General features: G+C 72.2%; 18 protein-coding genes. 6 read left to right on the forward strand and 12 right to left on the reverse strand.

The window, feature by feature from the left end; translation table 11 throughout:
• Positions 1-3 precede the first annotated feature (3 nt).
• Positions 4-783, forward strand: coding sequence for an SDR family NAD(P)-dependent oxidoreductase (locus ACFO9I_RS06435; RefSeq protein ID WP_379178955.1), 780 nt, complete (start codon positions 4-6; stop codon positions 781-783).
• Positions 784-788: 5 nt separating this feature from the next.
• On the opposite strand, the gene ACFO9I_RS06440 is transcribed toward ACFO9I_RS06435, so the two are convergent.
• Entirely contained in the window at positions 789-1,406 is a 618-nt protein-coding gene (locus ACFO9I_RS06440; protein ID WP_379178957.1) for a MarC family protein, read from the reverse strand.
• Positions 1,403-2,281 carry a PHP domain-containing protein gene (locus tag ACFO9I_RS06445; RefSeq protein WP_379178959.1) on the reverse strand — a complete coding sequence of 293 codons (879 nt, stop codon included), beginning with the start codon at positions 2,279-2,281 and terminating at the stop codon, positions 1,403-1,405. Before ACFO9I_RS06445 ends, ACFO9I_RS06440 begins: the two co-directional genes overlap by 4 nt.
• 134 nt (positions 2,282-2,415) lie before the next feature.
• Between ACFO9I_RS06445 and ACFO9I_RS06450 the strand changes: the two genes are divergently transcribed.
• Both ACFO9I_RS06450 and ACFO9I_RS06455 read left to right on the forward strand, forming a co-directional pair.
• On the forward strand, positions 2,416-3,126 hold the full coding sequence (locus ACFO9I_RS06450; protein WP_379178961.1) for an ANTAR domain-containing protein: 711 nt from the start codon (positions 2,416-2,418) through the stop codon (positions 3,124-3,126).
• A 93-nt stretch (positions 3,127-3,219) separates the two neighbouring features.
• On the forward strand, positions 3,220-4,023 hold the full coding sequence (locus ACFO9I_RS06455; RefSeq protein ID WP_379178963.1) for an alpha/beta fold hydrolase: 804 nt from the start codon (positions 3,220-3,222) through the stop codon (positions 4,021-4,023).
• Between the two features lie 21 nt (positions 4,024-4,044).
• Here ACFO9I_RS06455 and ACFO9I_RS06460 read toward each other — a convergent pair whose 3' ends face one another.
• The gene (locus ACFO9I_RS06460; RefSeq protein ID WP_379178965.1) at positions 4,045-4,683 is read right to left on the reverse strand and encodes a DUF6758 family protein; all 639 of its coding nucleotides are present in this window, start codon (positions 4,681-4,683) and stop codon (positions 4,045-4,047) included.
• Positions 4,684-4,730: 47 nt separating this feature from the next.
• A complete protein-coding gene (locus ACFO9I_RS06465; protein WP_379178967.1) occupies positions 4,731-5,297 on the reverse strand; it encodes a histidine phosphatase family protein in 567 nt (188 codons plus the stop codon).
• Between the two features lie 60 nt (positions 5,298-5,357).
• Here ACFO9I_RS06465 and ACFO9I_RS06470 point away from each other — a divergent pair, with 60 nt between their 5' ends.
• Complete coding sequence (locus tag ACFO9I_RS06470) at positions 5,358-6,536, forward strand: MFS transporter (RefSeq protein WP_379178969.1); 1,179 nt, start codon at positions 5,358-5,360, stop codon at positions 6,534-6,536.
• Here ACFO9I_RS06470 and ACFO9I_RS06475 read toward each other — a convergent pair.
• Entirely contained in the window at positions 6,496-7,965 is a 1,470-nt protein-coding gene (locus tag ACFO9I_RS06475; protein WP_379178971.1) for a peptide MFS transporter, read from the reverse strand. The genes ACFO9I_RS06470 and ACFO9I_RS06475 overlap by 41 nt on opposite strands.
• Before the next feature lie 81 nt (positions 7,966-8,046).
• Entirely contained in the window at positions 8,047-8,571 is a 525-nt protein-coding gene (locus ACFO9I_RS06480; RefSeq protein ID WP_379179394.1) for a MaoC family dehydratase, read from the reverse strand.
• 346 nt (positions 8,572-8,917) lie between these two features.
• On the opposite strand from ACFO9I_RS06480, the gene ACFO9I_RS06485 reads away from it, so the two are divergent.
• The gene (locus ACFO9I_RS06485) at positions 8,918-10,324 is read left to right on the forward strand and encodes an HNH endonuclease signature motif containing protein (protein WP_379178973.1); all 1,407 of its coding nucleotides are present in this window, start codon (positions 8,918-8,920) and stop codon (positions 10,322-10,324) included.
• A 196-nt stretch (positions 10,325-10,520) separates the two neighbouring features.
• Positions 10,521-11,153, forward strand: a complete 633-nt coding sequence (locus ACFO9I_RS06490) for a histidine phosphatase family protein (RefSeq protein ID WP_379178975.1) — start codon at positions 10,521-10,523, stop codon at positions 11,151-11,153.
• 19 nt (positions 11,154-11,172) lie between these two features.
• Here the strand turns inward: ACFO9I_RS06490 and ACFO9I_RS06495 are convergent, their stop codons facing one another.
• The 6 genes from ACFO9I_RS06495 to ACFO9I_RS06520 all read right to left on the reverse strand — a co-directional run bounded on the left by ACFO9I_RS06495 (position 11,173) and on the right by ACFO9I_RS06520 (position 18,705).
• Entirely contained in the window at positions 11,173-11,358 is a 186-nt protein-coding gene (locus tag ACFO9I_RS06495) for a DUF5302 domain-containing protein (RefSeq protein ID WP_379178977.1), read from the reverse strand.
• Between the two features lie 136 nt (positions 11,359-11,494).
• Positions 11,495-12,685 carry an acyl-CoA dehydrogenase family protein gene (locus ACFO9I_RS06500; RefSeq protein WP_379178979.1) on the reverse strand — a complete coding sequence of 397 codons (1,191 nt, stop codon included), beginning with the start codon at positions 12,683-12,685 and terminating at the stop codon, positions 11,495-11,497.
• Between the two features lie 74 nt (positions 12,686-12,759).
• Positions 12,760-13,896, reverse strand: coding sequence for a hypothetical protein (locus ACFO9I_RS06505; RefSeq protein WP_379178980.1), 1,137 nt, complete (start codon positions 13,894-13,896; stop codon positions 12,760-12,762).
• Positions 13,897-13,947: 51 nt separating this feature from the next.
• Positions 13,948-15,309 carry an endonuclease/exonuclease/phosphatase family protein gene (locus ACFO9I_RS06510; protein WP_379178982.1) on the reverse strand — a complete coding sequence of 454 codons (1,362 nt, stop codon included), beginning with the start codon at positions 15,307-15,309 and terminating at the stop codon, positions 13,948-13,950.
• Between the two features lie 179 nt (positions 15,310-15,488).
• Positions 15,489-17,651 (reverse strand): acyltransferase family protein, encoded by a 2,163-nt coding sequence (locus ACFO9I_RS06515; protein ID WP_379178984.1) that lies wholly within the window; start codon positions 17,649-17,651, stop codon positions 15,489-15,491.
• Entirely contained in the window at positions 17,641-18,705 is a 1,065-nt protein-coding gene (locus tag ACFO9I_RS06520; protein WP_379178986.1) for an endonuclease/exonuclease/phosphatase family protein, read from the reverse strand. The genes ACFO9I_RS06515 and ACFO9I_RS06520 overlap by 11 nt, the downstream gene beginning before the upstream one ends.
• Between the last annotated feature and the right edge of the window lie 55 nt (positions 18,706-18,760).

Here is an 18,760-nt window from a genome sequence, read left to right on the forward strand (position 1 = left end):
CGCATGTCTGAAATGCGTTCCACCCCCGGCACGGCCCTCGTCACGGGTGCGACGGCCGGCATCGGCCATGCGTTCGCCGTCCAGCTGGCCCGGCGCGGCCACGACCTGGTGCTGGTCGCGCGCGACGAGGAGCGGCTGGAGAAGGTGGCCGCCGAGCTGCGGGCGGGGTACGACGTGCAGGTGGAGGTGCTGGCCGCCGACCTGACCGACCGCACCGCCCTCGGCCGGGTGGAGGCCCGCCTGGCCGACCCGGACCGCCCGGTGGAGCTGCTGGTCAACAACGCCGGCTTCGGGCTCAAGGGCCGGTTCCTCGACAACTCCGTGGACGCCGAGAACGCGATGCTCGACGTGCTGGTCACCGCCGTGCTGCGACTCAGCCACGCCGCCCTCGGGGCCATGACCCGGCGCGGTCACGGCGGCATCATCAACGTCTCCAGCGTCGCCGCCTTCCTGCCTCGCGGCAGCTACAGCGCCGCCAAGGCGTGGGTGAACAGCTTCGGGGAGTGGGCCGCGGCGGAGTACCGCCCCCAGGGGGTGACCGTCACGACGCTGTGCCCCGGGTTCACCCGGACGGAGTTCCACCAGCGCATGGATGTCGGCCGGGACTCCGCGCCGTCGTTCCTGTGGCTCGACGTCGACGACCTGGTCGAGCAGGCCCTCGCGGACTTCGACAAGGGACGCGTCTACTCGATCCCCAGCGCCCGCTACAAGGCGATCGCCACCGCCGCCCGGCTCGTGCCCGGGCGGGTGCTCCAGCGGTTCCAGGCGCTGGGGCGCAAGTAGGACGCTCAGCCCTCGCCGGCGATGAAGGCCCGGACGGCGTCGGCCACCAGCTGCACCGCGATGGCCGACAGCAGCAGCCCCGCGATCCGGGTCACGAGCAGGACGCCGCTCTCGCGGATCAGTCGCAGGATCGGCAGGGAGTAGCGCATCGCGGCCCACAGGCACACGTGCACGAGCACCACGCCCGCCGCCACGGCCACGAAGTCCGGCCCGTCGTGGACGTCGCGCGAGAAGACCATCGTCGCCACGATCGCGCCGGGACCGGCCAGCAGCGGCGTGCCCAGCGGCACCAGTGCGACGTTCGTCCCGACGGCCGCGGTCGGCTCCTGCTCGTTGCCGGTGAGCAGCTCGAGCGCGACCAGCAGGAGGAGCAGGCCACCGGCGCACTGGAGGGCCGGCAGCGAGATGTGCAGGTAGGCGAGGATCTGCTGGCCGAAGAACGCGAAGATCGCGATCACGAAGAAGGACACCGCCACGGCCTGCCACGCCGCCTTGCGGGCGGTGTGCGCCGAGCGCCCGGCGGTCAGCGACAGGAAGATGGGCACGGTGCCGACCGGGTCCATGATCACGAACAGCGTCACGAAGACCTCGGTGAGCAGCACGCCGTTGACCAGCGTGCTCACCCCTGCACCACCTGCGGCGTGCTCCGTCCGGACCGGGCTGCGGCGGCGCCGGCCAGGTCGAGGAGGCGGTGGTACTCGTCCGGGTCGGTGGTGTTGCAGCCGAGCTCGTGGTCGACCTTGCCGGTGCCGTGGTGGTCGCTGGACCCGGTGGCGACCAGGCCGAGGTTGCGGGCGATGCCGCGCAGCCGGTCCCGGGTCGGGCCGTCGTGGTCCTGGTGGTCCACCTCGATCCCGGCGAGCCCCGCGTCGGCCAGCCCGGCCAGGGTGCCCTCATCGGGCTCCTGGCGGCCGTGGCGCCCCCACGGGTGGGCGATCACGCTCACACCGCCGGCCTCGCCGACGATCCGCAGCATCGATTCGAGGGGGGCGGCGTAGCGGTTGGCGTACGCAGGCCGGCCCGGGCTGAGGAAGCGCTGGAACGCCTCGGTGCGGTCCGCGACGACGTCGAGGTCGACCAGCGCGTCCGCGACGTGCGGGCGGCCCGTGGAGACGGCGTCGCCGGCCACCCGGCGTACGTCGTCGGCGTCGATGTCGATGCCGAGCTCGCGCAGCCGCTCCAGCATCGCCGGCAGCCGCGAGCTGCGCCCCTCGAGGATCCGGCCCAGCTCGGCGACCAGGCCGGGGTGGGTCGGGTCGGGCAGGTAGGCCAGCAGGTGGACGCCCCGGCCGTCGTGGCGGGTGCTGATCTCCATGCCGCGGACCAGCGAGACGCCGGCCTCACGTGCCGCGACCGCGGCCTCGTCCCACCCCTCCGCGGTGTCGTGGTCGGTCAGCGCCACGACGTCGAGCCCGGCCTCCGCAGCAGCGCGCACCAGCTCCGCGGGGCTCTGCGTCCCGTCGCTGGCGCGCGAGTGGGTGTGGAGGTCGATGCGCACGCGAGAACTCTAGAAGGGGCTACGGCCGCCGCGGGAACCGGCGGACGTGTGGATCGCACCACCCCTGTGTCACGCTGGGGTCGTCAGCCCCGACCTGCTTGCTGCAGACCACCGGCGCCGGCGGAGAGGTCCCAGTGACCCAGCCCGAGGATGTGTTTCCTCACCCGGTCGAGTTCGAGGCGGTGCTCCACGCCTCCGACCAGCTCACGGTGGCCGCATCGGCCGTGACGTCGGTCGTGCTGGGCCTGCTCGACGTCGACGCCGTCGGGCTCGCCCTGCACGGTCCTGGCGGCTCCCTCGTCCGCCTCAGCGCCACCAGCGCCCTGGTCGACCGGCTCGACCGGACCCAGGCCGACCTCGGCGAGGGGCCCGGCCTCGGCGTGTTCGACGTCGGCTCGGAACGCTTCATGGCCGACGCACGGGTCGACGAGCGCTGGCCGGGCTGGAGCCGGGCGGCCGTCGGCCTGGGCCTGCTGTCGGTGCACATGACGGCGCTGGCGCCGTTGCGCGGTCACGGCGTGAGCCTCGATCTCTACTCCCACCGGGCGCACGGCATCACGGCCGCGACGGTGGCCGCCGTCGCGGCACTGTCCCTGCCCTCGGCACTCGACCTGGCGGCGATCGGTCGGCTCGACCTGCTGGAGCGGACGATGCGCGCCCGGCAGGTCCTCGGCCAGGCCCAGGGCATCCTCATGGAGCGGCACGAGCTGACCGCGCCGCAGGCGCAGGAGGTGCTCGACCGCCGGGCCTCGGGCACCGGGCTCACCGTCGACGTCCTCGCGCGCTCCGTGGCCCAGGGGGTGCCGATGCCGTGGCCGCCCGGACCGCGCGACCCCACCCCGTGACAGGGGCCGAGGCCCGCCACGGACCGGACCGGCCGGGCCGGTCCGCCGTGGACGAGGGCGCCACCGGAGACACGGTGGTGCCACACTCGGCTCATGACGGCCGGCTGGGGTCGGGTCGAGCGACCCGACGCGGAGATCTGGTACTACGACACGGCCGAGGACAAGCCGATCGTGGTCCTCCTCCACGGGCTGGCCGGCTACGCGCTCGAGTGGGGCGCCACCATCGAGGCGCTGCGCCAGGACTGGTGCGTGGTCGCGGTCGAGCAGCGCGGGCACGGCAGCTCCACGCGCCGCCCCGATGACGTGTCCCGGCAGGCGTACGTCGACGACGTGCTGGCCGTGCTCGACGACCTCGGCGTCGACCAGGTCCCGGTCGTGGGCCAGTCGATGGGCGCGAACACCGCCATGCTGCTGGCCGCCCGGGCACCCGAGCGGGTCGACCGGCTGGTCCTGGTGGAGGGCGGCCTCGGTGGCGACTCCACGGCCGCCACCGACGGGATCGGCGAGTGGCTCGCCTCCTGGCCGGTCCCGTTCGAGGACCGGGAGGAGTTCCTCGACTTCTTCCGCAGCAGCCGGATGGTCGCCGAGACCTGGGCCGACGGGCTCGAGCAGCGTCCCGACGGGCTGTGGCCGCAGTGGGACGCCGAGGTGCTGACCCGCGCCGTCGCTCACCTCCACGAGCGGGAGCACCTCGAGGAGTGGTCCCAGGTGCACGCGCCCACGCTGCTGGTGCGCGGCGAGCACGGCTCGCTGCCGGACCGACAGGTGGAGAGCATGTGCGCGCTGCGCCCGGACACCGAGGTCATCACGGTCGCCGGCGCCGGCCACGACGTGCACCTCGAGGCGCCCGAGGCCTGGCTGCGCGCCCTCACCCGCTTCCTCACGCACGCGCGCTGAGCGGGGGCCGGGCGGCGGGCGTCACCAGAGCGGGGCCGGGCCCCCGAACGACACCTCGAGGAGCGGAGCACCCACGCTCGAGACGTCCCGCAGGATCCAGTCGTCGCGCAGGAGCAGCACCGCCGAGGCCGGCCGCAGCACGATCCACAGCCAGCGTCCCTGGGCCTCACCGGCGACCACCGAGCGGTCCAGCTCGCCGTCCAGGGCGCTGGTCGAGACCGGCCACAGCGGCACCACCTGGCTCTCGACCCGGACCTTCACCGACGGCGGGCCGTGGCCGACCTCGTCCCCGGGGTCGTCGTGCAGGGTGCCCGCGCACCGGGCACCGAGACCGGTGCCGGCCTCCTCGGTGACCACGGCGACGTCGACGGGGCCGTCGAGCTCGCTGGTGCCCGAGCAGCAGGTCAGCGTGGCCCGGGTCCGCCCCTCCTCCCCCACACGCGCGAAGTCGGTGACGCTCCAGCCGGGGCTCATCGGCCAGGGCAGGTACGTCGGGAAGCCGTCGGCCGCCAGGAGGTGCTGCGCGAACCCGTCGTACGACGCTTCACCCGGGCGCCACAGCGGGGCGATAGCCCCGTGCTCGGGGCAGGACCACGCCTCACCCGGCCCCGGACGGGCGATCGGGGTGGAGCAGCGCGGACAGCCGGCCACCAGCGACATGCGACCACGGTGCTGGCGCCGCAGGCCGGCGTCAAGAGCAGACCGGGTCAGGAGTTCCAGCGCAGCACGACCGGCGACTCCCGCTCATGCCCCAGGACCGAGACGGTGGCCGTGTCGAGGCGGAACAGCCGGCCGTCGGTGACCGGGAGCCCGAGCCACCGGGCGGTCAGGGCGCGCAGCGCGTGGCCGTGCCCGAACAGCAGCGCCGGGCCGCCCGCCGCGCGCACCCGCGTCACGACCCGGTCCAGCCTCTCGCGGACCTGCTCGGCGTCCTCGCCACCCGGGCAGGGCTTCGACCACACGGTCCAGCCCGGCACGGTGCGGCGGATCTCCGGGGTGGTGACGCCCTCGTAGTCGCCGTAGGTCCACTCCACGAGGTCCTCGTCCACCTCGGCGTCGGCGTACCCGGCGAGCTCGGCGGTGCGCCGGGCCCGCTGCCGGGGGCTGGTCAGCACCAGCGCGAACTCCGGCCCGTCGATCCGCTCCCGCAGGCCGCGTGCCACCCGCTCCCCGTCCGGGAGCAGGGGCAGGTCGGTCGTGGACGTGTGCCGGCCGGACCGGCTCCACTCGGTCTCCCCGTGCCGGACCAGCCACACCTCGGCGTCGTCGCTCATGGCCGCGAGTCTGGCACGCAACGCGCCCGGTCGCGGCGCGGTCCGTGCCACGATCGGGGCATGACCTCCCGCAGGGCCCGGGCCGCGACCGCGGCCGCCTTCCTCACCCAGGGGCTGGTCTTCATCAGCCTGACCACCCGGCTGCCGGACTTCTCCGACCGCTGGGACATCTCCGAGCTGATGCTGTCGCTGCTCCTGCTGATGATGGTGCTGCTCGCGGGCCTCGGCTCCGTGGTCGCCGAGACGCTGGCCAAGCGGGCGGACAGCGCGACCCTGCTCCGGGTCGGGCTCGGGCTGGTCTGCGTCGCCGTACCGGTGCTCACCACGGCGCCGGTCGCCGCGGTGTTCGTCGCCGGGCTGGCGGTGTACGGCGTGGGGCTCGGCGTCGTCGACGCCACCACCAACATGCAGGCGGTCGCGCTCGAGCACGACTACGGCCGCCCGATCCTGCCGTCCTTCCACGGGTTCTGGACGCTCGGCGGCATCGTGGGAGCCGCCGTCACGCTGGCGACGGCCGATGCCCCGCTGCAGGCGACGGCTGTGCTGGCGGTGGTGCCGTTCGTCGTGCTCTTCGGCCCCTTCCTGCGCCGCGACCACGGACCGACCGAGGCGGCGCAGACCGTGGCGGTGCCGTGGCGCCCGATCCTGCTCGTGGGTGTCGGGATGGTGCTCTTCTACATGGTCGACACGGCCACCCAGACCTGGGGCCCGCTCTACCTCGACCACACCTTCTCGACCCCGTCCGGGCTGGTGGCGCTGGCGACCTTCCCCTACCTGGTCGCGAGCGGCGTGCTCCGGCTCACCGGCGACACCCTGGTGGCGAGGTACGGCGAGGTGCTGGTGCTGCGGGTCGGGGCGGTCGTCGCCTCGGCGGCGCTCGCCGTCGTCGTGTTTGCCCCGACCTGGCCGGTCGCCGTCCTGGGGTTCACCCTGCTCGGGGCCGGCGTCGCGGTGATCGCGCCGCTCAGCTTCTCCGCGGCGGCCCGGATCGCCGGTGACGAGGGCCTCGAGCCAGCAGTCCGCCAGGCCCGGGTGGATGCGGTGATCGCCCGCTTCAACCAGTTCAACTACGTCGGCGCGCTGCTGGGCGCGGTCATGACCGGCGTGGTCGGGTCGGGCTCGCTCCGGGTCGGCTTCGCGGTGCCGATGGTGCTCATCCTCGGCATCCTGCCGCTGGCGCGGGCCTTCGCCCCGCCGGTCAGTGCACCCCGGACATCAGGCGTCGGATCGGCTTCGTGACCGCAGCGAGCGCCAGCCCGACCGCCACCGAGATCAGCCCGAGGACGCCGAAGTACGCCGCCTCGTGGTCGGCCGAGTAGAACTTGCCGAGGTAGCCCGCCAGCACCGAGCCCAGCGCCACCGAGAGGAAGAACAGCGAGACCATCTGGGTCTTGAACGCCTCCGGCGCCAGCTTGGTCGCCAGCGACAGTCCGACCGGGCTGAGCAGCAGCTCGGCGACCGTGAAGACCAGCAGGATGCCGATCAGGGCGAGCAGCGGCGCGCTCTGCGGGCCGCCGCCGGCCATCGGGACGAACAGCAGGAACGCGACACCCATGATCGCCGTGCCCAGCGCGAACTTCAGCGGGGTCGACGGCTGTCGGCTGCCGAGCCGGGTCCACAGCGCCGCGAACAGCGGGGCGAGCACGATGATGAAGACCGGGTTGATCGACTGCACCCACGAGACCGGCATCTCCCAGCCGAAGAGGTCGCGGTCCAGGCGCTTGTCGGAGTAGATCGTCACCACCGTGAACTGCTGCTGGTAGAGCGACCAGAACGCCGTGCTGGCGAGGAACATCGGCACGAAGGCCCAGACGCGGCCCCGCTCGACGCCGTCGATCTTCTTGCTGGAGGCGATCCGCAGGAACAGCAGCACCGCGCCGACGGCGGTGACGACGAGCACCCAGGTGGCGAGGTTCTCGGCGGTGACCAGGCCGGAGAGGACCAGGACCAGGACCGCGACCAGCGCGACGACGGCGACCGCGACGACCTTGGTGCGCTCGCTCGCGGTCAGCGGGTTGTGCACGACGTGCGCCTCGGCCGGCAGCTGCTTGCGGCCGACGGCGTACTGCGCCAGGCCCAGGGCCATGCCGAGAGCGGCGGCCAGGAAGCCGATGTGGAAGCCGGCCTCCTGCTGCAGCAGGCCGGTCAGCAGCGGACCGAAAAGTGCGCCGAGGTTGATGCCCATGTAGAAGATCGAGAAGCCCGCGTCGCGCCGCTCGTCGCCCTCGGCGTAGAGGGTGCCGACCAGGGCGGTCGCGTTGGCCTTCAGCCCGCCCGAGCCGATCCCGACCATCAGCAGGCCGGCGATCACGCCGGCGTAGCCGGGCAGCGCGCTCAGCGCGATGTGACCGAGCATGATCAGGCAGGCGCTGTAGAACAGCGTCCGCTCCGAGCCGAGTACCCGGTCCGCCAGCCACGCACCGGGGATGGTGGCGAGGTAGACCAGGCCGCCGTACGCGCCGATGACGGCACTGGCGGTCCCCTCGTCCATCCCGAGACCGCCCTGGGAGGCGGTGTAGTACAGGTAGAGCAGGACGATGCCCTGCATGCCGTAGAAGCTGAAGCGCTCCCACATCTCGACGCCGAAGAGGTTGGCGAGGACACGGGGCTGGCCGAAGAAGCCGCGGTCCTGGGTGGGACTCGGGGCGGTCTGGGTCTGGGCGTTCACCCGACGGACCATGCCAAATTGACTACGCGAGGCGCAAAATCAACCCCCCGTTTGAGGGATGGACACCGCCACCCGGACTTGCTATTCGCCGGGCCAGTGCTTGTCCGGCTGCGGGGTCGGTCGTCCGGGCTGCTCGCCCCCGCGCTCGGCGAGGTAGCTGTCCTTGGGGACCATCACCTTGCGCCGGAAGATGCAGACGACCTTGCCGTCCTGGTTGTAGCCGATCGTCTCCACGTGCACGACGCCACGGTCGTCCTTGGACTTGCTCTCCCACTTGTCGAGCACCCGGGTCTCGCCGTACAGCGTGTCGCCGTGGAACGTCGGGGCCACGTGGCGCAGCGACTCGATCTCGAGGTTGGCGATCGCCTTGCCGGAGATGTCCGGCACGCTCATGCCGAGCAGGATCGAGTAGACGTAGTTGCCCACCACGACGTTCTTGCCGAACTGCGTCGTCTGCTCGGCGTAGTTCGCGTCCATGTGCAGCGGGTGATGGTTCATCGTGAGCAGGCAGAACAGGTGGTCGTCGTACTCGGTCACGGTCTTTCCGGGCCAGTGCTTGTACGTCGCGCCGACCTCGAACTCCTCGTAGCTACGACCGAACTGCATGCTCACTCCTGATCCTCGACGGCGTTCCCGGCCATCCTGTCGGACCCTCTGCGCGCGTGGGGTTACTCGTGGGAAACCTCACCCTCGGGGGGGCGGGACACCGGCAGAGGTGGGCAGTCCCTTGACCGCAGCGCCGGGCTTGCGCGCCGTTGGTGCTTGCGGTCTTGGCAGCCAAGAGGAGGTACGCCGCACTCGGCGCCGCTTCCCGGCCTCCGGTCCGCGGTGGGCGGCCCTCGGCCGCGGGTGGCTCTGGCGCCCGGAAGCTTTACCTTCGATTTTCTCCAGATGGGCCACGAAGCGTCCACAGGCAGGGACAGATGTCGGTGATCGGTGAGACAATGGACGCATGTTCGAAACCGACGCATCCGGGGAGCCGGTCGAGATCGAGGACCTCGATCTCGACGGCCTGCTGAGCGTGCTCGAACAACGCCGCCAGGGCGCCCGCGCCGAGGAGCGCGGCAAGCTCCGGGTCGCGGCCGAGTGGTGCGTGCGCCACCCCGCCACCGCCGACACCGGGGTGGCCACCTGGGGCGGCCCGAGTGTGCTGCTGACCGACGAGTCGCTGGGTGGTGATGGCACGCCGGCGGTGGCGGCGTTCGCGCCGGAGCCGGTCGCCGCGACGCTGGGGATCTCCACGGCCGCGGGGATGGCGCTGATCGCGGACGCGCTGGACCTGCAGTTCCGGCTGCCCCGGATCTGGCGGCTCGTGCAGGCCCTGGCGGTGGAGCCGTACCGGGCCCGGCAGGTCGCCCAGGCCACCCACCGGCTCTCCCGCGCCGCGGCCGCCTACGTGGACGAGCAGCTCGCCCCCCGGCTGCCCTCGTGCGGGTGGAAGGCGGTCGAGACCACCGTGGCGCACGCGATCGCCACGTTCGACCCCGACCTGATCGCCCAGAAGGAGAAGCGCGGCAGGCAGGGCTGGCACGTCACCCTGCGCCACGACCACCCCGGCCGGTTCGACGGCACCTCCTACCTCGACGTCGCCGGCGACACCCTCGACCTGACCGCCTTCCACGACCTGGTCTGCGACCAGGCCGCCCAGCTCAAGGCCATGGGCGACCAGGACGACCTCGAGATCCGCAAGGCCAAAGCCCTCGGCGTGATCGCCGCCCAGCAGGCCACCCTCGACCTCCTCTCCCTCACCGGACCCGACACCGCGCCGGACGCCGACCAGGCGTCCGACAGGCTCGCCGCATCCGCGGCGAAACCCGCCAAGCCGCGGCCGCCGAAGACCCGGCTCTACCTCCACCTCTCCCTGGCCGACCTCGCCACCGGCTGCACCACCACCGAGCCCGGCGCCGGCATGAGCGGGACGGTGACCGGCACGGTCGAGCGGTTCGGCCCCGCCACCATCGACCTCATCAAGGACTGGGTCGGCCGCTCCCGCGTCACCGTCCAGCCCGTCATCGACCTCGCCACCACCACCGCGGTCGACCAGCACGACCCGCCCCCGTGGATGGCCGAGCTGGTCATCCTCCGCGACGGCCACTGCGTCTTCCCCTGGTGCGCCGTCGACGCAAGACGATCCGACCTCGACCACATCGACCCCTACGTCCCGATCGACGACGGCGGACCACCAGGCCAGACTGCACCCGACCGACTCGCCCCCTTGTGCCGGCGACATCACCGCTGCAAGACCAGTGGCCGCTGGCGCTACCGACGCCGACCCGACGGCAACTACGAATGGCACGGCCCCCACGGCCGCAGCTACCTCGTCACCCCCCACGGCACCATCCGCCTCGACACCAACTGAGCACGCAGAGCAGCACCGCAGGCCCGACCACCCGGCACCCACCGGGCGATCGGGCCTGCCGTGCTGCCCTGCCGAGGGCATCGTGGCCCGGGCAGGGCGTCGTGCCTCGACGCTCGACCCTGCTCGCGACTCGTAGGGTGCTACCGAGGGGAAGCAGCGCGGTGGCGACCGCACCCCGGTGAGCGCAGGAGGTCCGTTGCGTCGGCTGTACGTCGTCACCCATCCCGAAGCCACGCACCACGTGTCCGGACTCGTCGGCGGGTGGTTCGACTCGGAGCTCACCGAGCGCGGGCTCCGGCACGCCGCGGCCATCGCCGACCGGGTCGCGGAGCTCGTGCCGTCGAGTGCTGCGCCTCGGCTCTACTCGTCCGACCTGACCCGGGCGGTGCAGACCGCGGAGCCGATCGCCCGACGCCTGGGAGTCCGACCGACGTTGCTCGCGGGCCTGCGCGAGAAGTCGTACGGCGTGGCCGAGGGCCGGGACCAGGCCTGGCTCGACGCGCGTTTCGTGCCCCCTCCCCCGGCCGGCGACCGGATGGGGCACCACGAGGGCATCGAGGGGGCGGAGACCAAGCGGGCCTTCGCAGCGCGGGTCTACGAGGCCGTCGGGTCCATCCTGGCCGAGCCGGCCTCGCACCAGGTCGTCGTGACGCACGGCTTCGCGCTGACCTTCGTCGTCGCCGCGTGGATCGGCATGCCGCTGGAGTCAGGGCACTACGTGAACCTGCGCGCGCGCAGCGGTGGCCTCACGATCCTCGAGCAGGACGACCGCTTCCACAACCGCAGCCTGGTGCGGCTCGACGACACCGCACACCTGACTGGTCTCTGACCCCCGCGCGCAGCCGGACTCACGAGCCGCCGCCACCGGCCTTGCGCCGGTGCATCTTCGGAGCACCGCCCACGACCTCGGAGCCGTGTGCCTTCTCCTTCACCGGCCCGTCGTGCTGGACGCCCTGGTCGTTCGACTTCTTGCGGTCCAGGGCCTCTCGCATCTTGGCCTTCAGGTCCTCGTTCGCGCCGTTCGATTCGGGCATGGTTCCTCCTCAGGTCGGTCCCACCACCCTCGCACCCCGTGGTGGCGCGCGTCGACCGCATTCCACGCCCCCGCACACGTCGAGGGCCCGGACCCGACGCCGCGCGTGGTCCGGGCCCTCGGCGAGTGCTCCCCCGCTAGATCTTGTAGTCCTTGAGCAGGCTCCGGCCGATGATCATCTTCTGGATGTCGGCGGTGCCCTCACCGATCAGCATGAATGCCGCCTCGCGGTAGAGCCGCTCGATCTCGTACTCCTTGGAGTAGCCGTAGCCGCCGTGGATCCGGAAGGAGTCCTCGACGACCTCGTTGCAGTACTCCGCGGCGAGGTACTTGGCCATGCCGGCCTCGACGTCGTTGCGCTCGCCCCGGTCCTTCAGCCGCGCCGCGCGCACCATCATCGCGTGGGCGGTCTCGACCTTGGTCGCCATCTCGGCCAGGCGGAAGAGGATCGCCTGGTGCTCGGCGATCGGCTTGCCGAACGTCTCGCGCTGCTGGGCGTAGGCGATGCCCAGCTCGAAGGCCCGGTTGGCGATGCCGCAGGCCCGGGCCGCGACGTTGACGCGACCGACCTCGACGCCGTCCATCATCTGGTAGAAGCCCTTGCCCGGCTCACCACCGAGGATCTGGTCGGCCGAGATCCGGTGGCCCTCGAAGACCGCCTCGGTGGTGTCGACGCCCTTGTAGCCCATCTTGTCGATCTTCCCCGGGATCGTGAGCCCCTGGGCGGTCTCGCCGAAGCCGGGCTCCTTCTCCACCAGGAAGGTCGTCATGTTCTTGTAGACCGAGTCAGAGCCCTCGTCGGTCTTCGTCAGCACCGCGACCAGGGTGGACGTGCCGCCGTTGGTCAGCCACATCTTCTGGCCGGTGATCTCGTAGCCCTCGTCGGTGCGGGTGGCCTTGGTCTTGATCGCCGACACGTCCGAGCCCAGACCGGGCTCAGACATCGAGAAGGCACCGCGCACCTCACCCGTGGCCATCCGCGGGAGGTACTTCCGCTTCTGCTCCTCGGTGCCGTGCTGCATCAGCATGTAGGCCACGATGAAGTGGGTGTTGATGACTCCGGAGACGCTCATCCACCCGCGGGCGATCTCCTCCACGCACAGGGCGTAGGTGAGCAGCGACTCCCCGAGGCCGTCGTACTCCTCGGGGATCATCAGCCCGAAGATGCCGAGCTCCTTGAGGCCGTCGACGATCTCCTGCGGGTACTCGTCGGCGTGCTCCAGCTCCGTCGCGACGGGCAGGATCTCCTTCTCCACGAAGGACCGGACCGCCTTGAGGATCTCGGTCTGGTCGTCGGTGAGTCCTTCGGTCTCGCAGAGCCGGCCCATGGGGCGTCCTTCCGATCGGGAGCGTGAGCGGCTGCGATCCTACCGGCCGGTAGGCCGACCGTGACCCGGCCCGGTCAGTGGGATATCCCACCCGGGACGACCCGCTCGCGCACCCGGGCGGCGGCCCGTCGGGCGCGCGCCAGCGGCGTGGACGAGTCGCCCTCGTCGTCCGGCTCGGGCGCCTCGTCCTTGCGGGCACGCAGGGTCAGCATGTCCACCAGCGCGCGGACGGCGGCCGCCGCCACCGCCCGCTCCTTGGGCGGGCGCTCCTCCTCGGAGAAGGCCGACGCGTGGCTGCGCAGGTCGGCCAGGTCGCCCTCGACGGTGTACCCCGCCTCCTCCAGCGCGGAGATCTGGGACTCGGACAGCTGACGCACCCAGCTCTCGAAACGGGTGGGCACCCTGATCGCGCGACGCTCCTGACGAGCCAGCACCCGGACCGCGAAGTAGCGCTTGCCGACGTCGCCGTACACCTGACGGCGGCGCAGCTCCGGCTCGAGCCCGGCGTTGACGCGGCGCAGCACCTCGCTCTGCAGCCGGCCGAGCCCGGTGTTGCTGCCGACGACGTCGGTGCTCAGGGCCGTCGGGTCCACCCCGAGCACGCGGCAGTAGCGCTCGAGCAGCAGCGTCGGGCTGCTGCCCGGAGGGGGCACGGTCACGACGTGGATGCGCTCGGCCGGGACATGCGCTGCCCAGCGGGCGAGCACGTTCGGCGGGTCGAACTGGGGCCTCTTGTCGCCGAAGTCGGCCTCGCGCGACTGGCGGCGCAGGCGGCGCAGGTACTTCTCGTACGGCACGGAGCCACCGGCGCGCAGGTTCTCCTGCCAGGCCGACGGCAGCTGGCGGCCGAGGTCACGCACGGTGAGCACGACGTGGACCTCCCGGTCCCCGCACGCGCCGAGCAACGTCTCGACCTGCGAGGGGGTGCAGGACGAGAGCGACTCCTGGCTCAGCAGCGCGCGCGTGCCCGGGGCGTTGGCCAGGTCGCGCTCGAAGCGCTGGAGAGCGCCCCGGACGGCCGGCGGGTCGAGGTCCGGCTGGTAGCGCTCACGCACCCGCAGCATCGTGTGGAACGCGGCACGCTTGGTGGACGGCACCAGGTCGAGCCCCTGCGCGGCCAGCTGCTCCTGGTTGGCCCAGAAGATGCTCTGCAGGTAGGACGTGCCGGTCTTCTGCAGGCCGATGTGCACGAAGAGCGGGGGGTGAGGCATGGGGCCGACTGTATCGGCCGCCCGCCCCCCGCCGGCCGGGGGCGTCCGGCCCTACTTCGCCGACGAGTCCAGGCTCGCGACCAGGTCCGCCGCCTGGGTCAGGCTCACGTTCCCGACGCTGAGGGTGGCCCGGCTCCGGGTCGTGATGACGGTGGGGTCGAGGAGCCGGTTGACGTCGACACGCTGGACCGGGGCCCCGCTCGTGTCGCGGCGCAGGATCATCGTGCGCGGAGCGTTCCCGGCGTACCAGGCGTCGCGGCAGGAGCCGAGGCACTGGCGGACTCCCGTGCCGGACCCGGACGACTTGCCGATGGCCGACATCAGCGCCTGCTCGCGCCGGGTCAGCGTCTCGCTGAGCGTGTGGACCCGCACGAACACCCCGCGGTCCACGGCAGCCCGCAGCACGCGGACGACCTTGGGACGCTCCAGGCCGGTGGTCACCAGGTCCACGGTCTCGCCGGCGGTCGCGTCACGCACGACGTCGACGGCCTCGTTGAGGACGACGCGCTGCTCGGCGTTCGTGCCGGTGGGCTTGTTGCGCACCACCGTCGTCTGACCGGGCGCGTCGACGGTCCACGAGAGGCCGGCGACGACGGCGTTGTGGTCGGAGTTGAGCTCGACGGGGTGCTGGCTGACCACCTGGATCTGGTCGTCCGCGGTGGAGAACACGTAGTCGATGGTCGCGCCCCGGTGGTCGCCGGTCGGGAAGTAGCTGCCGAGGGCGTCGTACGTCGGCACCATGCTGTCGGCGGTGAGCACGTCGCGCGGGTAGGAGCTGGACCGGTAGTGGACGTTGAAGTCCCCGCCCACGAACACCGGCCCACGCGCCTTGAGCTGGGTCACGAGCGCGCCGATGCGCCGCACCGTGCCGCGGCGCAGGTCGGGCATGCCGTTGACGAGCGGGGCGACGTGGGCGGACACGACCGAGACCGTCCGGCCGTCGGTGGACTGCAGGGTCACCCAGTTGGCGAAGCGCAGGCCGAGCATGGTGTGCCGCTTCGGCGGGATCTCGCGGTAGTTGCTGATCCGCTGGGTGCCCTGGTCGATCCGGGTCCAGGTGTCGGTGCGCCAGGCGACCGGCGTGGCGCCCTTGTAACGACCGGGCGTGCGCCAGATGTCGTAGTCGGCCGGCGCCAGGACGCCGTCCTGCCGCATCGGGACCTCGTTGTAGGTGACGAAGTCCGGGCGGGAGGCGAGCACCGCGCGCACGTCGGACTGGAACTTCGGGACCGTCATGCCGGTCTTGATGTTGGCCTGGACCATCACCACCTCGGCCGGCGCCCCGTCGCTCGAGGCCTGGGCGGGGGCGCTCACGACGAGCCCGCTGATGCCCACCGCCAGGACCGCCGAGACGGCGAGGGTCCGGTGGACGAGGGACGAACGCGTGCCAAGGGCTGCTGAATGGGGGCTCACGGTGCCGACTCCTGATGCCTGGAGAGGACCCAGGACGACGCCCGGATTCCTTGATCACACACATCACATCAGCACCACACGCATCGTCGCAACGCGTTCGCGATAACTACAGGACTGTAGTTATCCCGGGGTCCGGCCGGGCCCTCCTGAGCACCGCTGCGACCGCTCTCGCGGCCGGGTCAGCCGGCGTCGCCGACGCCCAGCGCACGGGCCAGCGGAGTGGCCAGCCACCGCGCGTAGTCGGGCGTCATGTGCTCGGAGTCGCGCATCGTGATGAAGCTGCCGACGACCGACGGGCACAGTCCGTCGGCGCAGAACCACTTGCGGGCGTCGACCACTCCCACCCCGGCGTCCCTGGCCGCCTCGAAGGACGTCCGGGCGACGGCGGTCGCCTGACGGCCGGGTCGGAAGGCGCAGTCACCCAGGTCGGGGTCCCCGTGGCTGAGACACACGCCGGTCTCCCGGGGCAGCTTGGGGGTGTTGCCGACGACGTAGACCGCGTCGGCGGACTCCTTGAACGTCTCGAACTCCTGCCGGAAGCCGGTGCGCAACGTCTCGAGGTAGTGGTCGAGGTCGCCGCCCGGCGAGGAGACGTCGCCGGTCCCGGGATCCACGAACCGGCCGTACGAGCTCGACACGAGGACGAGGTCGGGGTGCATGGAGGCGACCGTGTCGGTCACCCATGCCTTGAAGTCCTCGCACGCTCCCCAGGTGCGACCGGTCAGGTGGTCGATCTCCTCCAGGGTGCTGGCCATGCAGCCGCTGTAGACGAGCACGTAGACCTTGTAGCCGTACTTGCGGCCCAGGGCCTCGACGGCCGGCGAGAGCGCGCGAGCGTGGGAGTCCCCGGTCACGACGATCGTGCGGTCGGCACGGGGGTCACCGACCGGGCACAGCTTGCGGGTGCCCGTCCGGTAGTCGCAGTCGCCCAGCGACGCCGTCTGGTCGCGCAGCCCCAGCAACCTCGGCTGCAGCTTGCTGGGCACCGCGCGCCCGTCGCGGGCGGCCAGCACGGACGCCTCCACGAGGGCGACGTAGGAGTCGTGGGCCAGCTTCCCGGAGGGGTAGTCCGAGGTGGAGATCGCCGGGTCGTTCCCGAACTCCCCCAGCCGGTAGCGCAGCGTCTGGTCGCTGGCGAACACGCCGACGAAGACCAGCGCCAGGCAGCTGGGGTAGATCGCGAGCGCCCGGACGGGCACGCGCCACCGGTGGCCGCTGCGGAACGGCGTCTCGACCCAGCGGTACGTCGCCCAGCTGAGCACGAAGATCAGGACCAGCATCACCAGCTGGAAGGCCGGGGTGTTGAAGCGCTGGGGGCCGACCTGGCTGCGCACCAGGATGATCAGCGGCCAGTGCCACAGGTACAGCGAGTAGGACCAGTCCCCCACCCGCACGGCGGGCGGCGACGAGAGGACGCGGCCGACCACGGTCGGCCGCTCGTGCGCCCCGCCCAGGATGAGCGCCGCCGCACCGAGCACCGGCAGGGTCGCCACGATCCCGGGGAAGGGCGTACGCGGGGTCAGCCACAGCGCCGCGACCCCGATCGCGGCCAGGCCTGCCCACGGCAGCGCCGCCGAGACCGCGGCCGGCGGGCGCCAGCGCCCCCCGGAGAGGAGCAGCGCGCAACCGGCGCCCACGCCGAGCTCCCAGGCGCGGGCGAAGGTGGAGAAGTACGCCGTGGTCGGCGAGTGGTAGGTCGCCCACATCGACCAGGCCAGCGACGCGGCGACGAGCGTGGCCAGCACCACGACGGACAGGCGGCGACCCGCCGTACGACTCCTGCGCCGGGCCCACACGGCACACAGCAGCAGGATCACCGGCCAGACGAGGTAGAACTGCTCCTCGACCGACAGCGACCAGTAGTGCTGCAGCGGCGACGGGGGCTCACCCTGCGCGAAGTAGTCCGTGCCGACCATCGCGAACCGCACGTTGGCGGCGAAGAGCGTGGCCCAGACCGCGTCGGTGATGACGGTCTGGGTGCGCAGCATGGCCAGCAGCACCGTCGAGCCGACGACGGTCGCGAGGGTCACGACCGTGGCGGCCGGCAGGATCCTGCGGGCCCGGCGCGCGTAGAAGTCGACGAGCGACACCCGCCCGGTGCGGTCGACCTCCCGGACCAGCAGCGAGGTGATCAGGAAGCCCGACACCACGAAGAACACGTCGACCCCGATGAAGCCGCCCGAGATCCCGTGACCACCGAGGTGGTGGACGATCACCAGCAGGACGGCCAGCGCACGGATGCCCTGGATGTCCGGCCGGAAGCTCAGACGGGAACTCCCCGGACCGCTGGGTCCGACCGGTTGCTGGGCGCGCGACGAGGGCCGGAGCGGCTCACTCGACATGCGCGAGGGCACTGACGAAGATGTGGTCACTGATCCGCTGCTGGGTCGATGACACATCCCTCCAGTAGCCGCTCCAGGTGGCCCCGCTGCCCACCACCCAGTCCACCGGCATCGGCATCGGCGGCGGGTGGCACCCGTTGGCGGTGCTGCCGCCGTTGGGGGCGCTCAGCCCCGCGGGGACGACCACGTGGCAGAAGAACTCCGCCCGGTCGTTCATGTCACCGGTCGTGAACACCGGCAGGCCGGTGGCCTGCAGGTCCCGGATGACCGAGACCGCCGCCGCCTGCGCGTTGCGCCGCTCGACGAGGGCCCGGCCCCCTCCCGGCGAGGGGTGGGTGTTGACGACGTAGAACTCCCGGCCCGTGGCCTTGTCCCGCAGGCGCAGGATGGGCTGCGGCCGCGGCCGACCCACGAAGGTGATGGTGAACTTGCTGCCCGAGACGAACTCGAACCGGTCGGGGTCGTAGAGGATCGAGTTGTCGGTCTCGACGGTGCCCCACGAGAGCCCGGGGTACGCCGCCATGCCGGTGCGAGCCTGCAGCGCACGCAGCTGGTCGTCCTGGAGCTCCTGGGTCCCGAGCACGTCGACGCCGTGCTTGGCGATCAGCCGGGCGGCGCCCGCGCTGCGCACCGAGGCCGGCGGGAAGTTCCGGCGGTCCCCGGTGGGCGTGGTGTGCTGGCTGCCCAGCACGTTGAAGGTGCCGATCCGGACGTCGAACGGCGCGCTCGACGGCTGCGGCGGCTCGCTCTCGGTCTTCGCGGGCTCGGTCTTCTCCGGCGGGGGCGGGGGCAGCCGCTTGAACAGCGTCCCGGGCACCACGCGCATCGGCCTGGTCCGCTGGCTCACCATCTCGACGCGGCTGTGCGGCGAGGCGGCCTCGGTGGTGCGGGAGGCGACGGCCGGCCGCAGCTCGGCGGCCGACTGCTCCGGGTCGGGCCTCAGCGTGAGGACCGCCACCACCGCCGCGAGCACCGTGAGGCACAGCAGCACCGTGAGCGCGACGAGGCGCTGGGGGCGCGACGAACCGGGTGCACGGTGGACGGGGAGGGGCACCACGGGACGTTAACACAGGACCCACGCCCGGAGCCCAACGAGCGAAGGGCCACGG

The sequence above is a fragment of the Nocardioides sp. GCM10023255 genome (genome assembly GCF_042653125.1).
GTDB lineage: Bacteria > Actinomycetota > Actinomycetes > Propionibacteriales > Nocardioidaceae > Nocardioides.

What these genes read in the sequence shown, in the direction of transcription:
- ACFO9I_RS06515 (WP_379178984.1), bottom strand. Translation starts at nt 17,651, where the DNA reads ATGTCGAGTGAGCCGCTCCGGCCCTCGTCGCGCGCCCAGCAACCGGTC.
- ACFO9I_RS06495 (WP_379178977.1), bottom strand. Translation starts at nt 11,358, where the DNA reads ATGCCCGAATCGAACGGCGCGAACGAGGACCTGAAGGCCAAGATGCGA.
- ACFO9I_RS06505 (WP_379178980.1), bottom strand. Translation starts at nt 13,896, where the DNA reads ATGCCTCACCCCCCGCTCTTCGTGCACATCGGCCTGCAGAAGACCGGC.
- ACFO9I_RS06480 (WP_379179394.1), bottom strand. Translation starts at nt 8,571, where the DNA reads ATGCAGTTCGGTCGTAGCTACGAGGAGTTCGAGGTCGGCGCGACGTAC.
- ACFO9I_RS06460 (WP_379178965.1), bottom strand. Translation starts at nt 4,683, where the DNA reads ATGTCGCTGGTGGCCGGCTGTCCGCGCTGCTCCACCCCGATCGCCCGT.
- ACFO9I_RS06455 (WP_379178963.1), top strand. Translation starts at nt 3,220, where the DNA reads ATGACGGCCGGCTGGGGTCGGGTCGAGCGACCCGACGCGGAGATCTGG.
- ACFO9I_RS06485 (WP_379178973.1), top strand. Translation starts at nt 8,918, where the DNA reads ATGTTCGAAACCGACGCATCCGGGGAGCCGGTCGAGATCGAGGACCTC.
- ACFO9I_RS06500 (WP_379178979.1), bottom strand. Translation starts at nt 12,685, where the DNA reads ATGGGCCGGCTCTGCGAGACCGAAGGACTCACCGACGACCAGACCGAG.
- ACFO9I_RS06465 (WP_379178967.1), bottom strand. Translation starts at nt 5,297, where the DNA reads ATGAGCGACGACGCCGAGGTGTGGCTGGTCCGGCACGGGGAGACCGAG.
- ACFO9I_RS06470 (WP_379178969.1), top strand. Translation starts at nt 5,358, where the DNA reads ATGACCTCCCGCAGGGCCCGGGCCGCGACCGCGGCCGCCTTCCTCACC.
- ACFO9I_RS06435 (WP_379178955.1), top strand. Translation starts at nt 4, where the DNA reads ATGTCTGAAATGCGTTCCACCCCCGGCACGGCCCTCGTCACGGGTGCG.